Source organism: Rhodococcus sp. NPDC055024, from assembly GCF_053608585.1.
Window position 1 is genome coordinate 79,167 of the sequence record NZ_JBSGVT010000014.1, and the last position, 17,515, is coordinate 96,681.

Consider the following 17,515-nt stretch of genomic DNA (forward strand, 5'->3'; position numbering starts at 1 on the left):
GATGTGAGGGTTGTCCTGTTGTTCACGGCAGATTCAGATTGGACTAGACCAATGTTTCCTCAGGCGGCCCAGCCATCGAGGATGACGCTGACCGCGTGATCGAGGTGGAGGGGTTCGCCGTCCCATGTCGCGGCGATCGCATCGTCGGGTATGTCTCCGCGCAGTAGGCCATCGGCGAATCCTTCGGTCGGCGGTGCTGGGTCGATGACGTCACCATTGGCGTAAAGGAACTCGAACTTCTGCTCGCCGAGTGCAGTGATGGTGAACTGGCCGTCGTGCAGCGCGCGGTGGCAGGTTCCACAAAGCATGATCAAGTTGTCCAGATCCGTGGTGCCGCCGCGTCCCCAAAATTTGACGTGGTGCGCGTGCAGGAAACGAGTCCGCCCGCAACCTGGTGTGCGGCAACATCCGTCGCGGTAATTCAATGCCAACATTTGTTTGGCGCTGACGACACGGGTCCGTCGGCCCAGATTCAGAACGCATCTCTCCTTTGTCGTTCCCAGGCGAAGTTTCGCGTTGCAGAGCACTTCCTCGGCGGCATTTCGGGGGAGCGCGGGTCCACTCGGTACTCGGACGGTGTTCGCTTCGTGGAAGAACACAACTTCGTTGGTGGCGGCCTTGGACGTGCGGTCTGCGACCACGGTGGTGGCGAGCTCGGCCATGGCGACCAGGACTGGCCCGATGTTTCCGACTGGGGTCTTCGTGGCCGTCTCGTCGACGGGGTGGATGGACGCAGTTCGGGTGCGTTCACGTTCCGCCACCGCCAGCGCTGCGAGGATTCGGGCGCCGTCCTGTGCGGGCAGGCGTCCTTTGATGACAAATTCGCCCGTATCCGGGTCCCAATGCCACCGGACCTGAAGGTGTTCGGGTGCTTTGCCTTTGCCGGATTCGTTGTCGGTTGCTTTACGTAGACCGGCGGCGAGGCGATCGATCTGGGCTGCGGGTGCTTCACAGCCGAACCGAACCATCTGCTTTTCGTTGGACGGCGTGGTGACCCGAGTGAGTGCGCGAACCTTCGAGTAGGACAGCCGGCCTTGCTCGAAGGCCTTCCGCATCTCAGGTAATGGTCGGAGTGCCTTGGCGACGCGAACGTATTCCCTGCCGGTATGCAGGCTCATTCCACATTTCCACGACAGCCAGTGGGCGCACGAGTGCAGTCCAGGGCCGGTCCAGCCGCGGTCTTCGTCGAATTTCGACAGGAGGGTGAGGAATCGGGCAGTGGCCGCGGCGATCTGGCCGGCGAGAGCGCAGATTTCGGAGCCGAGTTCCTCCACGTCCTCTCGGGCGGAGCACCGCGTCTCTTCATCGGTCAGTGCTGCGGTATCGGTCAGTGCTGCGTTCATCGTTGCCCCCCGGCGCGCGTCCGACATCGTTTCGAATGTACGTTCGATATTAGTTGTGGGTACCGACACGCATCCATGGATGCGGACTGAAAGCGTCCCCGCGGGGACGTCTAACCGCAGCCGATCGAGTACTCGGCGTAGGTGCCGACATCCTCGAAGCCGAGGTTTCGATAGAGCTGGGCGCCGTCGCTGGACGCCTGAAGTACGGCGATTCGGGCACCTCGCTCGCGGGCGATGTCGAGCGCGGCAAGGGTGACCGCCGAGCCGAATCCGCGTCGGCGGGCCGCGTCGAGTGTGACGACGCCGTACAGTCCGGCGACGCCGGCAGCAAAATGGACCTCGGCTCCGGCGACGGGCTGGGAGTTCGCGTACCCGACGACAAACGAACTGCGCGAACGCTCATCGACAACGGCATCGGCAGTTTCTTCGAAGAAGCCAATTGTTGCCGCCGAGGGCGGCGACCAATTGGCGGCCATCACGGCGGCATAGTCGGCGAGCTGTGAACGAGTCGTCACTCGCTGAACGGAGAGTTCTGCGACAGGCGTTGGGCGCGGGACGACGTCTAGGTCTGCCGTCATCGCTCGTTCTTCCTCGGAGCGCACACAGCCGAGGGCTGACAAGCGAGCGCCGAGGTCTGAGGGCTTGTCGCGCGGACCCGTCCACCAGGAGAACGGACGTCCCGTTGCTCGAATCGACGAGAGAATGTCGAACAGGCGTCGGTCTTCGTCGGGGCCTTCGTCGGGGCCTCCATCAGGTACGGCTAAGCGAGCGCCGGCGATGATGTTGAAAGTGTCGTCGGCGAGGCCGCTGTCTGCGACGGCAACATCTGCAGCGCGAGTGACCGACGCCGCCGGTAAGTGTTCATGCAGGTGGCAGGCATGGGAGACCAAGTTGGCGTCCATAGCGTCGAGGACGTCACCGACGGGTGCTTCACGATTCACAAAAGAAATTCTACGAACCCCATCCAAATGGTTTTCGGCTCCGAATGCCTTGCATGACGCCTACCCGACGGCAAGAGCAGGACGGTGACCAGCACCTGGTGGTGCTCGTGCTGCCTGGAGGAAAGGTCTCGAGCCATCGCCCTGCCCGAGCGTGGCACCTGTCCAACCTTCGGATGCGCCCGTTCACTGCTCAGATTCGCCGCTCCGGTGTGACAGCGGTGCAGGTTCGGTACCGGGTCCGTGGTTGGAACGGCGCCGAGCGCAGTCCGGTTACCGATGCCCGAGCCGCACTCGACGCGATCACGAGACGTGATGCACAAGCTCGGGTGATCCTGCTCGGGCACTCGATGGGTGGACGAGTTGCCGCTGAACTGTGTGGTGATCCGGCGGTGGTCGGTGTGGTTGCGCTGGCGCCGTGGTGGCCGGAAGGAACGCTCGAAGGAACGTCGGTGAATCTGCGCTCCGACACACCACTGGTGGTGCTCCACGGCACGGCCGACTCGTGGACTGACCCGGCAGCGTCTCGTCGGAAAGTTGACGAACTGCAGAAGTCTGGAAAGAGCGCCGAATGGTTCGGTATCGACGGCGCCGGGCACTTCATGCTCCGCCGGGCGGCGACCTGGCATCGCCTCGTCGCCGATGCAGTTGCAGGGATGAGCCGCGGGGTAGCCGCGACGAAGACGGGAGAACGACGATGAGTTCCGACAAGCGCAGGGTTGCAGTCGTCGGCAGTGGCGTCGCGGGTCTGACAGCGGCGTGGGTGCTGAGTAAGGACAGTGACGTGACGCTCTACGAAGCGGATTCACGGCTCGGTGGGCACGCGGACACCCATTCGGTCACCGACCCGGAAGGGCGAAGCCTCGCCATCGACACCGGGTTCATCGTCCACAACGATCGCACCTATCCGACTTTGTTGCGATTGTTTGCAGAACTCGACGTGCCTACGCAGGAATCCGATATGAGTATGTCGGTCAGGTGTGGGGGTTGCGGGCTCGAGTACTCGGGAGGGCAAGGGTTGCGCGGCGTTCTTCCGACGCCGGGGTTGCTGGTGAATGGCAGTTTTCTGTCGATGTTGATGGAGGTCAAACGTTTCCATCGCCGTGCCCGTGCTTTGCTCGACAACACGGATCCGTCGGCACCCGACCAGACACTGGGAGTGTTTCTGCGCAGCGGCCGGTTCTCCGACTACTTCACCGCTCATTTCATGACGCCGCTGGTGTCGGCAGTCTGGTCGTGTGATCCAGGCTCGGCGCTGAAATATCCTGCGCGGTATCTGTTCTCGTTCCTTGATCATCACGGAATGTTGAGTGTGACGGGATCGCCGACCTGGCGGACGGTTACCGGGGGATCAGCTGAATACGTTCGCCTCGTTGCCAAGAGTATCGGCGACATCAGGCTGAACACCCCGGTGCGCGCCATCCACCGGTTCGGCGATCGCGTCGACATTCGCGACGGCGACGACCAAATCCAGACCTTCGACGCAGCTGTAGTTGCAACGCATCCGCAGCAAGCGCTGAAGATCTTGGCCGAACCGACGGCCGTCGAATCGCAGGTCCTCGGCGCAATGCCGTACTCCGTCAACCACACCCAACTTCACACCGACGAAAATGTGCTGCCCGACAACACTAATGCGCGCGCGTCATGGAACTACTACATCCCGGAATGCAATGCGAAGCCCGATCACGTTCTGGTCAGCTATGACATGACGAGGTTGCAACGGCTCCCAGATACCGGCCGGCGATACATAGTGACCTTGGGGGGAGGCGAGATGGTGTCGCCGGAGTCGGTGATCGATCAGATGACTTACGAGCATCCGCAGTACACACCGACTTCCGTCGCAGCTCAGGGACGGCTTCCCGAGTTGGACTCGAACGTGCTCGCGTTTGCCGGCGCGTACCACGGTTGGGGCTTTCACGAGGACGGTGCACTGTCGGGCCTGCGCGCCGCCGAACGCGTCGGAGGTCGGTGGCCGTGACCGCACCCATCACACCGTCCATCGTTCACACGAGCATTCGGCATGTACGAACGCAGCCGTTGCACAACGAGTTCGAGTACCGAAGCTACAGCTGGCTCGTCGACGTCGACGATTTGCCCGAGCTTCCGAAGGCATTGCGCCCCTTGGCTACGTTCGACGCCGGAGATCACCTCGGCGACCCCGCCCGATCGATTCGTACCAACGTCGAGACTTTTCTGGCGACCAATGGATTCGACTTCTCCGGTGGCCGGATCCTCATGCTTGCGAACGCACGTGTGTTCGGCCATGTTTTCAACCCGCTGAGCGTGTTCTGGTGCTTGAACGACGACGGAACTCAGCGTTGCGTTGTCGCAGAGGTTCACAACACCTACGGCGAGCGGCACTGTTACCTGCTCGAACCCGACGAACGTGGCGCCGCTCGCACGTCCAAAGAGTTCTACGTGTCTCCGTTCAACGATCTGGACGGCGAGTACCGGATGCGACTCCCATTACCCGACACCGCGCTCGCGCTTTCGATAGTTCTGGCCCGAGACGGCAAGGCGCCATTCGTAGCCACGGTGTCAGGTCGATGCGTGCCGGCAACGACGCGCGAGATCGTCCGCAGTGCGCTCTCTGTTCCGCTGGCTCCGCTCCGAGTCGCCGCGCAGATCAGATTTCAAGGAATCCGGCTGTGGGCCAGGCGCTTACCCATCGTTCCCCGACCGCAACATCACCCGCAGGAGGCAGTGCAATGACCACAACTACTCTCGGCACCGAACCTTCCGCTCACACGATCGAAACCGAGCGATGGCCAGGCGTTGCCACAGTGCCCAGCGGATTCAAAGTGCGGGTTGCGTCGCCGGTTGCCCGCTCTCTGTTCCACAAGGCGGTCGCGCGCTTGCCGCTGCGTGTTCAGATGCCGAATGGTGAGTTCTCCGGCGGCGGCAGTCCGGATTCGCCGTTGATGGTCATTCATCGCCCGGACGACTTCGCCGCTCGTGTGGGAGACAGTGGCTTGATCGGATTCGGCGAGTCGTACATGGCGGGCGATTGGGAAGCTTCCGACCTCACCGCGGTCCTGGAAGTCTTCGCCTCCCGCGTCGCGACGCTGATTCCCGACTTCCTGCAGCGGTTGCGAGGCCTGTATATTCCGAAGCAGCCTCGCAGTGAACGGAATTCGACGCAGAACACGCGCTCGAACATCTCCCGGCACTACGACCTCTCGAACGAGATGTTCGAACTGTTCCTCGACGACACCATGACGTATTCCAGTGCTCTCTTCGAGGATTTGTCGGTAGGAGCTACCCCGTCGTGGGACGTGTTCGCAGCGGCGCAGCATCGGAAGATCGATCGCCTGCTGGACGGCGCGGGCGTCGGTCCAGGTTCACGAGTACTCGAAATCGGCACAGGCTGGGGAGAATTGGCAATCCGAGCGGCCCAGCGCGGCGCCACGGTGCGCTCGGTGACCCTTTCGGTCGAACAACAGGAATTGGCAGCGAAGCGCATAAGCGCTGCGGGACTGGCAGATCGCGTTCAGGTCGACCTCCTCGACTATCGGCAGGTGCAGGGGGAGTACGACGCCGTTGTTTCGGTCGAGATGATCGAGGCCGTCGGCCACCAGTACTGGGGCAGCTACTTTCAGACGATCGACGCTTTGTTGGCTCCCGGTGGGCGCGCGGCGATTCAAGCGATCACAATGCCCCACGATCGAATGCTCGCGACCCGCAACACCTATACCTGGGTGCACAAGTACATCTTCCCCGGCGGGTTTCTCCCGTCGGTGCGGGCGATCGAGGATGTCACCGAACGCATGACAACCCTCCGGGTGCGTGAACGGATGTCGATGGGCGATCACTACGCGCAGACGTTGCGGCTGTGGGACGAGCGTTTCAGCGCTCGCACCGACGAAGCGTCTGCACTCGGGTTCGACGCGGTGTTCGAGCGCATGTGGCATTTCTATCTCTGCTACTCCGAGGCAGGCTTCCGATCGGGGTATCTCGACGTCCAGCAAATTGTTCTCGATCGGAGGAACCAGCGATGACCGCCACGATGGATCGAGCGATCCAAGGCACCGGTGTTGCGGGCCGACTGTCGGAAATTCTGAGTCCACTTGTCGGCGGTGAGCTTCCGGTGCGCTTGACTGCCTGGGACGGCAGCACGGCAGGACCCGAGGACGCTCCGAAGGTGACGCTCTACAGCGCGAACGTGTTGCGACGCCTGCTCTGGAATCCCGGCGAGTTGGGAGTTGCGCAGGCATATGTTCTCGGCGAACTCGACGTCGAGGGTGATCTGGGCGATGCGCTCACACACGTGTGGAAGGTGTCTGCCGAGCGGGGACTCGGGTCGATTACCCCGACGCCGTCGCTCGTCCTGGCTGCGGTCAAGGCCGCGCGGTCCTTCGGTGCTTTCGGGAGACCTTTGGCTCCACCGGCGTCGCAGGCTCAAGTGAAGGGCCGCTTGCACAGTCTCGCCCGCGACCGCGAGGCGATCGGGCACCACTACGATTTGTCGAACGATTTTTACGAGCTGATCCTCGACGAGAACATGGCGTACTCCTCGGGATACTGGACTTCCGATGCACCGGAATACACGCTCGAAGACTCGCAGACAGACAAGCTGGACCTGGTGTGCCGCAAGGTCGGTCTTGATCGGGCGCGAGGCCTGCGGTTTCTCGACGTCGGCTGTGGTTGGGGCTCGCTGAGCCTGCATGCAGCGCGGGAGTACGGCGCTCGGGTCGTCGGCATCACGATCTCGGCTGAGCAGAAGGCATTTGTCGACGCTAAGATCCGCGCACTCGGTTTGGAAGACTGGGTCGAGATCCGATTACAAGATTATCGCGAGATCCCCGACGGTCCGTTCGATGCGGTCGCGTCGATCGAGATGGGTGAGCACGTCGGCGAAGACAACTATTCGACGTACGTGAAAGCGCTCCACGACAACGTGATTGCGGGTGGGCGTGTGCTGATTCAGCAGATGTCGCGCAGCGGCTCGCATCCCGGGGGAGGCCCGTTCATCGAGTCGTTCATCGCGCCGGACATGTACATGAGGCCTGTGGGCCGGACCGTTGCGATGATCGAGGAAGGCGGACTCGAAGTCCGTGACGTCCACGCCCTGCGGGAGCACTACGTGCGGACGGTGGACGCGTGGATCGAGACTTTCGAATCGAATTGGGACCGCGTCGTGGAACTCGTAGGCGTCGAAGTCGCTCGGGTGTGGCGTCTCTACCTCGTCGGCGGGGGAATGGCTTTTCGGGACGGCAGGATGGGCGTCGATCAGATTTTGTCGGTCCGGCCGCTCGGCGATGGTCGATCGGGCATGGAACCGGTACGGCCGCAGTGGGTGTCGCGGCGATGAACGGATTCGACTGGGGCGCATTCGGAGTGGTCACGCTCACGAGTCTGCTGGCGATCGCCATCGGAATGGCAGTGACAGCCACGATCGGTGTACGGATCGGGCGCCACAATGTTGTTGACGTGTCGTGGGGCGCCGGCTTCGTTCTCATCGCGCTCGTGTCCGCGATAGTTGGAACCGGCGACCTCTGGCGCCGGTTGCTGATGCTTGCGCTGGTGGCGATCTGGGGTCTGCGGTTGGCGACTCACATGGCGATCCGATCGCGTGGCAAGGGTGAAGATCCGCGGTACGAGGAAATGCTCGGACGGACGACGGGCAATCGAACGCTCTACGCGATCCGCAAGATCTATCTCACGCAGGGGATTTCATTGTGGTTCGTCTCCCTGCCGATCCAGGTCGCTGCGGTGTCGCACGGCAGCTTCGGGCTACTCGTTGTACTCGGTATCGCGCTGTGGATTGTTGGCGTCACGTTCGAGACGGTTGGCGATCGGCAGATGGAGGAGTTCAAATCCGATCCGGGCAGCCGTGGCCACATCATGGATCAAGGTTTGTGGGCCTGGACGCGTCATCCCAACTATTTCGGCGACGCGTGCGTCTGGTGGGGAATCTTCCTCGTCTCGGCGTCGGTGTGGCCGGGGGTGTTGACCATCCTCTCGCCGATCGCGATGACGTACTTCCTGGTCTTCGCCACCGGAGCGCGGTTGCTCGAGCGACACATGGAACAGCGCCCGGGCTATCGCGAGTATCAGCAGCGGACAAGCTACTTCATTCCGCGCCCGCCGAAAGCCCGATCCGGGACGTAGGCTCTTTCGGATGAGGCGAGAGCATGGGTGATCTGAAGCTGCCGGCTGCAGTGAGCGCGGTTGCCGTCGGTGGAGCATTGGGGGCACTGAGCCGATACGGTCTGGGAGAGCTGTTCCCCCACATCTGGACGACGCTGGTCATCAACGTTTTCGGCTCACTCATTCTCGGCATACTCGCGGCCCTGCTCGTCCACAACAAGGTGGGGTACCTCTTTCTCGGCACCGGGTTCTGCGGCGGCTTCACGACCTTCTCGTCATTCGCGGTTCACGCGGTGACGGAGAGTCCGTGGCGATCGATTCTCTACGTACTCGGGACGCTGATTCCTGCCATCCTCGCCGCAGCGCTGGGCAAAGGGCTCGGAGAACGCTGGATCCGTGCGCGGGACGGGGTGTCGGCATGACGGTTCTCCTGGTGGCACTCGGCGGCGGCGCGGGTGCGAGTGGCCGGTACCTGTTGGCGCGGTATGTGCCCGCTTACAAGGGGTTCCCGGCTGCGACGTTCGCCGCGAACGTGATCGGCTGCTTCCTGCTCGGATTGTTCACCGGGGCAGCTCTTTCCACCGAAATGGCCGCGCTCCTGGCGACTGGCTTCTGCGGTGGCCTGTCCACGTACTCGACCTTCGCGACCGAGAATGTGGGCATGGTCGAGCGGCGTCAGACGATGCTTTCGCTGACTTACATCGTCGTCAGCCTGGTCGTCGGCTTGTCCGCTGCGTGGGTGGGAATCCAGATCACGGACTGACGTATTCGGCGTCGAGCGTGCACGCCACGCGGCCAGGGTAGACAATTGTCCACAGTCGCGTCGACACAGTGGTCGACCACCGGGCCGAGGGGGATTCGTGGCGCACGAACGAGCAGGACAAGTGGCTCTGCCAGAGGATCTGATCGACGTTCCTCATCTGGTCACCGCGTATTACACGCGCACCCCGGATCCCGAGAACCCGATGCAGCAGGTACTTTTCGGTACTTCCGGACATCGCGGTTCCAGCCTCGATTCCGCTTTCAACGAAGCCCATATCCTGGCCACGACCCAGGCGATCGTCGAGTACCGCGCTTCGCAGGGTATCGACGGTCCGCTGTTCATCGGCCGGGATACACACGCGCTGTCCGAACCTGCCTGGCTCTCCGCGTTGGAGGTCCTCGTCGCCAACGACGTCGTCGTTCTTGTCGACTCGCGCGACGCCTACACGCCTACCCCGGCAGTGAGCCACGCGATCCTGCGATACAACTCGACGGGGCCGGAGGCCAAGGCCGACGGTATCGTCGTGACACCGTCACACAATCCGCCTCGTGACGGCGGCTTCAAATACAACCCGCCGCACGGCGGACCCGCGGACACGGATGCGACGTCGGTTATCGCCGACCGAGCGAACGAGCTACTGCGCAAAGGGCTTTCCGGGGTAAGACGCGTCACGGCAGCGCAGGCGCTGGACCGCGTCGAACGCTACGACTTCCTCCGCTACTACGTCGAAGATCTCCCCTCTGTCCTCAACCTCGATGCGATCCGCGACGCCGGAATCCGGATCGGTGCAGACCCCCTCGGCGGGGCAAGTGTCGACTACTGGGGCGCGATCGCCGAAACTCACCGGCTCGACCTCGAAGTGGTGAATCCTCTCGTGGATCCGACCTGGCGGTTCATGACGCTGGACACGGACGGCAAGATCCGCATGGACTGCTCGTCGCCCGACGCGATGGCGTCGCTGATCGGGATTCGGGATCGCTACGATATCGCGAGCGGAAACGATGCGGACTCCGACCGCCACGGCATCGTCACTCCCGACGGCGGATTGATGAACCCGAATCACTATCTCGCCGTTGCCATCGAGTATTTGTTCGCGAACCGCCCAGGGTGGGGTGCAGATACCAAGGTCGGCAAGACCCTCGTGAGTTCCTCGATGATCGACCGCGTGGTCAGAAGCCTGGGCCGCGAATTGCTCGAGGTCCCGGTCGGGTTCAAGTGGTTCGTTCCAGGATTGCTCGACGGGTCTGTGGGATTCGGCGGCGAGGAAAGCGCCGGCGCGTCCTTCCTCCGGCACGACGGTTCCGTCTGGACGACGGACAAGGACGGCATCATCCTTGCGCTGCTCGCATCGGAAATCACCGCCGTGACGGGAAAGTCTCCGTCAGCGCACTACGCCGCGTTGGCCGAGAAGTTCGGGAGCCCCGCGTACGCACGTATCGATGCGCCCGCAACACGCGCACAGAAGGCAGTCCTGGCAAAACTGTCTCCTGATCAGGTGAGTGCAACCGAACTGGCGGGTGAACCGATCACTGCGACACTGACGGCGGCGCCCGGAAACGGTGCGGCGATCGGTGGTCTCAAGGTGACGACGGAAAATGCGTGGTTTGCAGCGAGACCGTCCGGAACGGAGGACGTGTACAAGATCTATGCCGAGTCGATGAAGGGCCCCGATCATCTGGCCCAGGTGCAGGCAGCGGCCAAGGACTTGGTGTCCGGCGTCTTGAAGGCGAACTAGCTCGCGGACCCCTCATGTCGCCCGGTTAGAATTCCGGGCGACATGAAAACTCGTGCAGCCAAGCTGCCACAGGAAATTTGGGTACTGGTCGCCGCCAGCTTCGTCATCGCCCTCGGGTTCGGATTGGTCGCTCCGGCACTACCGCAGTTCGCGCGAAGCTTCGACGTATCGGTCACCGCCGCCACGATCGTGATCTCATCTTTCGCGTTCATGCGATTGGTGTTCGCGCCGATGAGCGGCTCCTTGGTACAGAAACTCGGTGAGCGACCGGTCTACATCGTCGGCCTTCTGATCGTCGCGGTCTCGACCGGCGCGTGCGCTTTCGCGGGGGAGTACTGGCAACTTCTGCTGTTCCGGTCGTTGGGCGGCATCGGGTCGACCATGTTCACCGTGTCGGCCCTCGGGCTGATCATTCGCATGTCACCGCCGGACAGTCGCGGCCGCGTGTCGGGTCTGTACGCGACAAGCTTTCTCATGGGATCGATCGGCGGCCCGCTGGTCGGCGGTGCGCTGTTGCAGTTCGGTCTCCGGATGCCGTTCATCATCTACGCAATTGCGTTGGTGATCGCCGCGCTCGTTGTCTTCGTGAGCCTTCGTGGATCTCATTTGGCGTCACCGGACAAGGCTGTCGATGTGAAGTCGATGACTCTCACAGAAGGCCTCCAGTCGCCGGTGTACCGGGCAGCGCTCGGATCGAACCTCGCCTTCGGCGGCGTGATCTTCGGAGTTCGCGTGGCCATGGTCCCTCTGTTCGTCGTCGAGTTCCTCGGCCGAGACCCCTCGATTGCGGCGTACGCCCTCACGATCTTTGCCGTCGGAAACGCATTGGTACTGATCGTTTCCGGACGACTCTCGGACCGCCTCGGACGCAAGCCCTTTGTCGTGAGCGGCCTGCTCATCTGTGGTCTGGGGACCATCGCGATGGGATTCACCGACAACCTCGTGGTGTTCTTTGCCATCGCGGCGGTGACGGGCGTCGGTTCAGGGCTCATGAGCCCGGCCCAACAAGCAGCAGTTGCCGATGTGGTCGGATCGACGGCTCGCGGCGGACCCGTCCTGGCGGTATTCCAGATGATGTCGGACATCGGTGGGGTAGTGGCGCCGATTTGTGCCGGGCTGATCGCCCAGCATGTGTCGTACTCGGCGGCCTTCGCGGTGATGGGAGCCGTTGTCGTCGTGTCGGCTACGGGTTGGTTGTTCGTCCCTTCTCGAACGAAGACAGTCGAATCCGTCGTCGAAGACCTGACTGATGTGACGGTGCTTACGGATACGCCTGCGCGGACAAACCTGGACTGACCGGGCATTCTGTACTCTCGATCGGGTGGCAATTCGTATCGCGAGTCTTGTAGCCCGATTGGGCTTGGCGGCCGTCTGGCTGATTTCCGGCGGGCTCAAGTTCCTCGATCCTGTGCAGACGAAGATCGCGGTGCGCGCCTATCAACTGTTGCCCGAGTCACTGGTGGGTCCGGTGGCGACGGCTCTTCCCCTGGTCGAGATAGTCCTGGGACTGCTGATCCTCGTCGGTCTGGCGGTTCGAATATCCGCCGCAGTCTCGGTGGTGATTCTCACGGTCCTCATTGCGGTCATCATTTCGGTGTGGGCCAGGGGATTGTCCATCGACTGTGGATGCTTCGGCGGCGGTGGTGCTGCTGACGTCGGTGCTTGGGACTATCTGAAGGAGATTCTCCGGGACCTCGGCTTCATGGCGCTTGCCGTGTGGCTGCTCGTGTTCCCGCGTTCGCCGATGGCATTCGGCCCCGGATCGCGCGCGGCGTTCTCAGTGGATACTCAGTCTTCAGTGGCAAGGTAAGCAATCGGTAAATCGTTTCGACGCACGAAGGACTGCATCAGCGTGAGCACCAAGAGCAGCAAGAACAAATACTCGCCGGAACCGGTCTCGAGCCGCTCCACCTACATCATCGGTGGCCTCGCGGTGCTCGTGATCGCGGCCCTCGTCATCGGCGGTGTCTTGTGGACGAACAACAAGAACAAGCCACAGAACGACGGCTACGGCTCTGTGCAGAATTCCGAAGTTGCCGTCACGGTGCAGGACAACGGCGTGGTGCTGCTCGGCAAGCCCAGCGCCGCAACGACCATCGATCTCTTCGAGGATCCGCTGTGCCCGGCCTGCGCTGCTCTCGAGCACCTCAGTGGCCAGGCGCTCTCAGCGGCCGTGGACAACGGTGACGTCGCCGTTCGCTACCACATGCTCAACTTCCTCAACCGGGCGTCGGGCAGTGGTGACTACTCCACGCGGGCCGGCGCCGCTCTGCTGTGCGTCGCTCAGAGTGGCGACGCGATCGCGTACTCCGCGTTCCACACAAAGCTTTTCGCGACCGACACGCAGCCTGCGGAAGGCGGCAGCAGCGACCACACCAACGACGACCTCGCCAAGATCGCTCGGGACGCGGGAGCATCCGAGGACGTGGCAACCTGCATCTCTTCCGGCACCAACGTCGAGGCCGCAGCAGCCAACGCCGCTGCCGCGAGCCAGGCGCTCAAGGATGCCGGATCGACCGGGACCCCCACCGTCGTGGCAAACGGCAAGATCGTTGACACACGCAGTAGCGACTGGGTTTCCAAGCTCTCCTGAGTCGAAGCGGCCGCTCCGATGAGGAGCGGCCGCCTCCCTCTGAGCAGGCGATTTGTTGCCCAGGATCGAAGTGGTGTAACTTTCTTCAAGCAAGCGGAGAGCAGAAAAGCCGCTGCGAGTTCGACTGTTAGAGTTAATTCAATACGGGGCTATGGCGCAGCTGGTAGCGCACCACACTGGCAGTGTGGGGGTCAGGGGTTCGAGTCCCCTTAGCTCCACCCAAGACAAATGCTCTGCACCAATCGGTGCAGAGCATTTGTTGTTTTCGGAATGGGGAGTCATGCGCGCGCACGTGGTGGTAATCGGCGCAGGATATGCGGGCGCCATGGCAGCGAAGCGGCTGCTGAGAACTCGTTCGGACGTCGCGGTCACCGTCGTGAATCCGCGCCCACACTTCGTGCAAAGAATCAGGCTCCATCAGATGATCGCCGCTGGCTACGACGCGAGGGTCTCGTTCGACAGGGCGCTACCGCGTGCGGCACACCGAGTCTTCGGAAAGGTGACGACGATCGAGGCGGCGCTCGGCAGGCTCACCCTCGACGACGGCAGTGTGCTCGATTACGACTATCTGGTCTACGCAGTCGGAAGTGGGCAGTTACCAAGCACTATCGCCGGAGCGGCGGATCACGGGTTCAGCGTCTCCGAATTCGAGGACGCGGTACGCCTCGAATCCAGGCTGGCGACTCTCGACGAGAAGGCTACGGTCTGCGTTGTCGGCGGCGGTCTCACCGGGATCGAGACTGCCGCAGAACTGGCTGAGCAGCGAAGCGGCCGAATCACCTTGGTGACCGGCGGGATCATGGCTCCGGACCTTTCGGAGCGCGCGCGATCAGCGATAGTCAGATCGTTGACCGATCTTGGGGTCGATATTGTCACCGAATCGCGGGTGACTCGGCTCGACGGTTCGTCCCTCGAGCTAGCGGGAGGCATACGGGTGGAGTCCGAATGCACGATCCTCGCGACGGAATTCGGTGTCCCCGAGCTGGCGCGCCGAAGTGGCCTTGCCGTCGACGATCTCGGTCGCCTGAAACTCGACAACCGCCTCGAATACCCGTCCTATCCCAACATCGTCGGTGCGGGTGATGCGGTTGCGGTCGGTGATCTGTCACTGAGGATGAGTTGCCAGGCCGCTATCCCCTTGGGAGTTCATGCGGCAGAAACGATCCTGCATCGACTCGACGGTTCCGCGCCGCGTCCGGTGGTTCCGAAGTTCGCCGGACGGTGCATCAGTCTCGGTAGGCGACAAGGGGTTTTCCAGCGGACCACTCGCGTCGACGAAGCAACGGGCATGTTCATCGCAGGCAGGGCGGGTGCATTCGTCAAGGAAAGAGTCTGTTCGTCGACGACCGACTGGGCTGTCACCCCGCGCCGCTCTTTCTTCTACAGCTGGACATGAGCAGCGCTGGTCACGCTCGATCACAGACTCGATCGATGATCGCCGCAGTCTTGCGGACGTACGGTTGGCGGGCGACGTCTTCGTGGCACGCGTCGACGTCGTCGAAATCGAGGGATCCTGTGGCGACGAGTGACCAGATCTCATGTCCGCGGTTATTGGTCGCTCCACGGATCACGGTGACGGGCGCAGCGCACGCCCGCATCCGATGCTTCCGGAGCGCCTGGCCTCCGATGTAGAGGAACACCGTCCACTGGGTGGCCGGTGGGTACTGCAGAATGCCGGCGAACAGCGTGCGGATCCACATCGCCGCGACGGTGCGCCTGGTCGGCTTCCATCGAGTATTGGTGGATGGTTGTGGTGCGAGGTCGACGATTGACGGATCCAAAGTGATGCCCGCTCGGTCGGCTAGTCGTGCGGCAGTCTCGGTGGGGATTCTGGTGTCGATAACGGTGACGTGCTCGACAGTGTCACCGGACTCGGACAGCTGTGCCGCCATTTCCAACGCCACGTAGCCGCCGTACGAGTATCCGGCGAGGAGGTATGGCCCGGTGGGCTGAATCTTTTTGATTTCGAATATGAAACGGCGAGCGCTTGCTTTCACCGACCGATCGGGCACTCCGCGAGATTCGAAGCCGTGCGGCTGAAGTGCGTAGACCGGGCGATCGGTGTGGAGCGCATTCGACAAGGTGGACAGCGTCGTCGAGGGACACCCTGCACCGTTCATGATGAACAGCGGCCGCCCGGACCCTTCGAGCTTCAGCGGAACCATCATGTTGTGGGAGACTCGATCATCGGGATCGATTGTGCACCGATCGATCAGCGCTGCAAGCTCTTTGACGGTGCTCGCGGTCGCGAACTCTGCCGCCGAGATCCGGACCTTGAACATGTCGTGAATCTTGGCCACCACCTCGGTCGAAGCGAGGGAGTCGCCGCCGAGCTCGAAGAAGTCGTCGTCACGGTCGATGGAATCGATGCCGAGAATCGACTCCCAGATCGAGGACAGCCACAATTCGGCAGGCCCGGCGAGAGTGGGCGGAGTGGACCTCGCCGGGACAGGTGGCAGTGTTGTTCGGTCGACCTTTCCCCTTTCATTTCGGGGTAGCTCGGCCATGAGAACAAAATGTCGCGGAAGCATCCAGGCCGGCAGATGTTTCGCCAATTCGCGCCGCATCTCGGCGCCAGACCGTGCCATCACGGCTTTGGTCAGGACCACGTAGGCGACAATCTCCGGTCGATCGTTCTCGAGTACGGCAGCCACGAAAGCATCGGCGACGCCAGGAATTCGACGAATATGCGACTCGACCTCCATCGGTTCTACCAGGTAGCCCCGAATCTTGACGGCGTCGTCGACGCGTCCTCGCAGTTGTAGTTCGCCGCGTTCGTCGATGCGGCCCCGGTCACCGGTCCGGTAGATACTCACTCCGTCGCCGAGACGTGTGAATCGTGTTGCAGTTCGATCCGGGTCGCCGTGGTATCCGTCGGCAAGATCGCTGGAGACAACTTGAATCTCGCCGATCTCGCCGTCGGGGAGTGGCACGCCGTTCACATCGACGATCTGTACATCCTTGCCATCGCGAGCACGTCCGGCCGGCACCACGCCGGCGGGGAGTTCGGAGTGCGGCGGGAACGCGTTGTATGCGACGACGCCGGTCTCAGTGGTGGCCAGCCAGTTGACGTACGTGACACGTGCAAAGCCGTGACGGCGATGGCGCGCGTAGTCCTCGCCGTGAACTGGTTCCCCGTACGTCACGACGACCCGCAGCGATCCGAGCGAATTATCCGGTGCTTCATCGGATTCGAGATCTGACCATGCTCGCAGGAATGACGGTGCGCAGTGCGCGGTCGTGATCGAGTTCTCGATCAGCCAGTCGTCGATTCCCGAGACGCCGTCTATGCGTGGATCCCAGCAGAAGACTGTGACTCCGTTCATCAGTCCCATGATCAGTGCCGTGATTCCCGCTCCGAAACTGACGGGCAACAGGTTCCCGATGTGATCGTCGGGTCGCAGGTCGATTGCTGCGGCAAGTTCGTCGGCTTTGTTCAGGCACATGGAGTGGCTCAGCACGACTCCCTTGGGCGCTCCACTGGTCCCGGACGTGATCGCGATCATGGCAGGGTCGGAACTGGACGGTTCGAGTGCGTTGTCGAAACGGAAGCCCGTTGCGGCCGATTCGTCGAGTATCGATTGCAGCGCGACGGCGCCCGAGGTGCTCATGATGTGCGCTCGCCGGGCCTCGGGGAGTTGTGGGTCGATCATGACCAAGGGCCGCCCGGAAATCAGGGTAGCGAGGATGGCGGGCACCGACTCGGCGGTTGGTTCGAGATCGACCGCAACCGGGCACGCCCCGTGTGACCCACGTAGGCGAAGTTCGCGGACCATTGCGTCGGTCCGGAGTTCGAGTTCGGCGAAAGTGATCCGGTCTCGCGGAGTCACGACGGCAATGGTGTCGTGCTGCATCGAGGCGACTCGGCGCCACCTCGACTCGATCGTCTCGTCGATGACTGCATAGCGCGTGCGCTCGAGACCTAAGTCGACAACCTTCATCACAGTAGCTCCGTTCGACTATCAGCTATCTTTGAGCAAAGACTACATAAGGTTTGTGAGATAGGTCCATAACAAACCGAAAGTAGTTTTACATACTTCGCCAATCCGCCGG

16 protein-coding genes and 1 tRNA gene are annotated in these 17,515 nt (G+C 62.4%); 14 read left to right on the forward strand and 3 right to left on the reverse strand.

Annotated elements, in window-relative coordinates; all coding sequences use genetic code 11:
- Positions 1-59 precede the first annotated feature (59 nt).
- Together ACWF6P_RS25480 and ACWF6P_RS25485 are read right to left on the reverse strand one after the other, a co-directional pair.
- The gene (locus tag ACWF6P_RS25480; protein WP_452622945.1) at positions 60-1,370 is read right to left on the reverse strand and encodes a DUF222 domain-containing protein; all 1,311 of its coding nucleotides are present in this window, start codon (positions 1,368-1,370) and stop codon (positions 60-62) included.
- An 83-nt stretch (positions 1,371-1,453) separates the two neighbouring features.
- Positions 1,454-2,284, reverse strand: a complete 831-nt coding sequence (locus tag ACWF6P_RS25485; RefSeq protein WP_452622946.1) for a GNAT family N-acetyltransferase — start codon at positions 2,282-2,284, stop codon at positions 1,454-1,456.
- A gap of 53 nt (positions 2,285-2,337) precedes the next feature.
- Here ACWF6P_RS25485 and ACWF6P_RS25490 point away from each other — a divergent pair, with 53 nt between their 5' ends.
- From ACWF6P_RS25490 to ACWF6P_RS25555, 14 genes are all read left to right on the forward strand, one after another.
- Positions 2,338-2,982: an alpha/beta hydrolase gene (locus ACWF6P_RS25490; protein WP_452622947.1), complete on the forward strand. Its 645-nt coding sequence runs from the start codon at positions 2,338-2,340 to the stop codon at positions 2,980-2,982.
- Complete coding sequence (locus ACWF6P_RS25495; protein ID WP_378449167.1) at positions 2,979-4,259, forward strand: NAD(P)/FAD-dependent oxidoreductase; 1,281 nt, start codon at positions 2,979-2,981, stop codon at positions 4,257-4,259. Before ACWF6P_RS25490 ends, ACWF6P_RS25495 begins: the two co-directional genes overlap by 4 nt.
- Positions 4,250-4,993: a DUF1365 domain-containing protein gene (locus tag ACWF6P_RS25500; RefSeq protein ID WP_452622948.1), complete on the forward strand. Its 744-nt coding sequence runs from the start codon at positions 4,250-4,252 to the stop codon at positions 4,991-4,993. Before ACWF6P_RS25495 ends, ACWF6P_RS25500 begins: the two co-directional genes overlap by 10 nt.
- The gene (locus tag ACWF6P_RS25505) at positions 4,990-6,279 is read left to right on the forward strand and encodes a class I SAM-dependent methyltransferase (RefSeq protein ID WP_452622949.1); all 1,290 of its coding nucleotides are present in this window, start codon (positions 4,990-4,992) and stop codon (positions 6,277-6,279) included. The genes ACWF6P_RS25500 and ACWF6P_RS25505 overlap by 4 nt, the downstream gene beginning before the upstream one ends.
- Positions 6,276-7,592 carry a class I SAM-dependent methyltransferase gene (locus tag ACWF6P_RS25510; RefSeq protein ID WP_452622950.1) on the forward strand — a complete coding sequence of 439 codons (1,317 nt, stop codon included), beginning with the start codon at positions 6,276-6,278 and terminating at the stop codon, positions 7,590-7,592. Before ACWF6P_RS25505 ends, ACWF6P_RS25510 begins: the two co-directional genes overlap by 4 nt.
- Positions 7,589-8,392: a DUF1295 domain-containing protein gene (locus ACWF6P_RS25515; protein ID WP_452622951.1), complete on the forward strand. Its 804-nt coding sequence runs from the start codon at positions 7,589-7,591 to the stop codon at positions 8,390-8,392. The genes ACWF6P_RS25510 and ACWF6P_RS25515 overlap by 4 nt, the downstream gene beginning before the upstream one ends.
- 23 nt (positions 8,393-8,415) lie before the next feature.
- Positions 8,416-8,793, forward strand: a complete 378-nt coding sequence (locus tag ACWF6P_RS25520) for a fluoride efflux transporter FluC (protein ID WP_378544758.1) — start codon at positions 8,416-8,418, stop codon at positions 8,791-8,793.
- Entirely contained in the window at positions 8,790-9,134 is a 345-nt protein-coding gene (gene crcB, locus ACWF6P_RS25525; protein ID WP_452622952.1) for a fluoride efflux transporter CrcB, read from the forward strand. Before ACWF6P_RS25520 ends, crcB begins: the two co-directional genes overlap by 4 nt.
- A gap of 97 nt (positions 9,135-9,231) precedes the next feature.
- Positions 9,232-10,869, forward strand: a complete 1,638-nt coding sequence (gene pgm / locus ACWF6P_RS25530) for a phosphoglucomutase (alpha-D-glucose-1,6-bisphosphate-dependent) (protein WP_452622953.1) — start codon at positions 9,232-9,234, stop codon at positions 10,867-10,869.
- Between the two features lie 42 nt (positions 10,870-10,911).
- Positions 10,912-12,165: an MFS transporter gene (locus ACWF6P_RS25535; protein ID WP_452622954.1), complete on the forward strand. Its 1,254-nt coding sequence runs from the start codon at positions 10,912-10,914 to the stop codon at positions 12,163-12,165.
- Positions 12,166-12,190: 25 nt separating this feature from the next.
- Positions 12,191-12,679 (forward strand): MauE/DoxX family redox-associated membrane protein, encoded by a 489-nt coding sequence (locus ACWF6P_RS25540; protein WP_452622955.1) that lies wholly within the window; start codon positions 12,191-12,193, stop codon positions 12,677-12,679.
- Positions 12,680-12,721: 42 nt separating this feature from the next.
- The gene (locus ACWF6P_RS25545; protein ID WP_452622956.1) at positions 12,722-13,462 is read left to right on the forward strand and encodes a DsbA family protein; all 741 of its coding nucleotides are present in this window, start codon (positions 12,722-12,724) and stop codon (positions 13,460-13,462) included.
- A gap of 145 nt (positions 13,463-13,607) precedes the next feature.
- Positions 13,608-13,680, forward strand: a tRNA-Ala gene (locus ACWF6P_RS25550).
- Positions 13,681-13,742: 62 nt separating this feature from the next.
- Positions 13,743-14,858 carry an NAD(P)/FAD-dependent oxidoreductase gene (locus ACWF6P_RS25555; RefSeq protein WP_452622957.1) on the forward strand — a complete coding sequence of 372 codons (1,116 nt, stop codon included), beginning with the start codon at positions 13,743-13,745 and terminating at the stop codon, positions 14,856-14,858.
- A 10-nt stretch (positions 14,859-14,868) separates the two neighbouring features.
- Here the strand turns inward: ACWF6P_RS25555 and ACWF6P_RS25560 are convergent, their stop codons facing one another.
- A complete protein-coding gene (locus ACWF6P_RS25560; protein ID WP_452622958.1) occupies positions 14,869-17,403 on the reverse strand; it encodes an AMP-binding protein in 2,535 nt (844 codons plus the stop codon).
- Positions 17,404-17,515 lie beyond the last annotated feature (112 nt).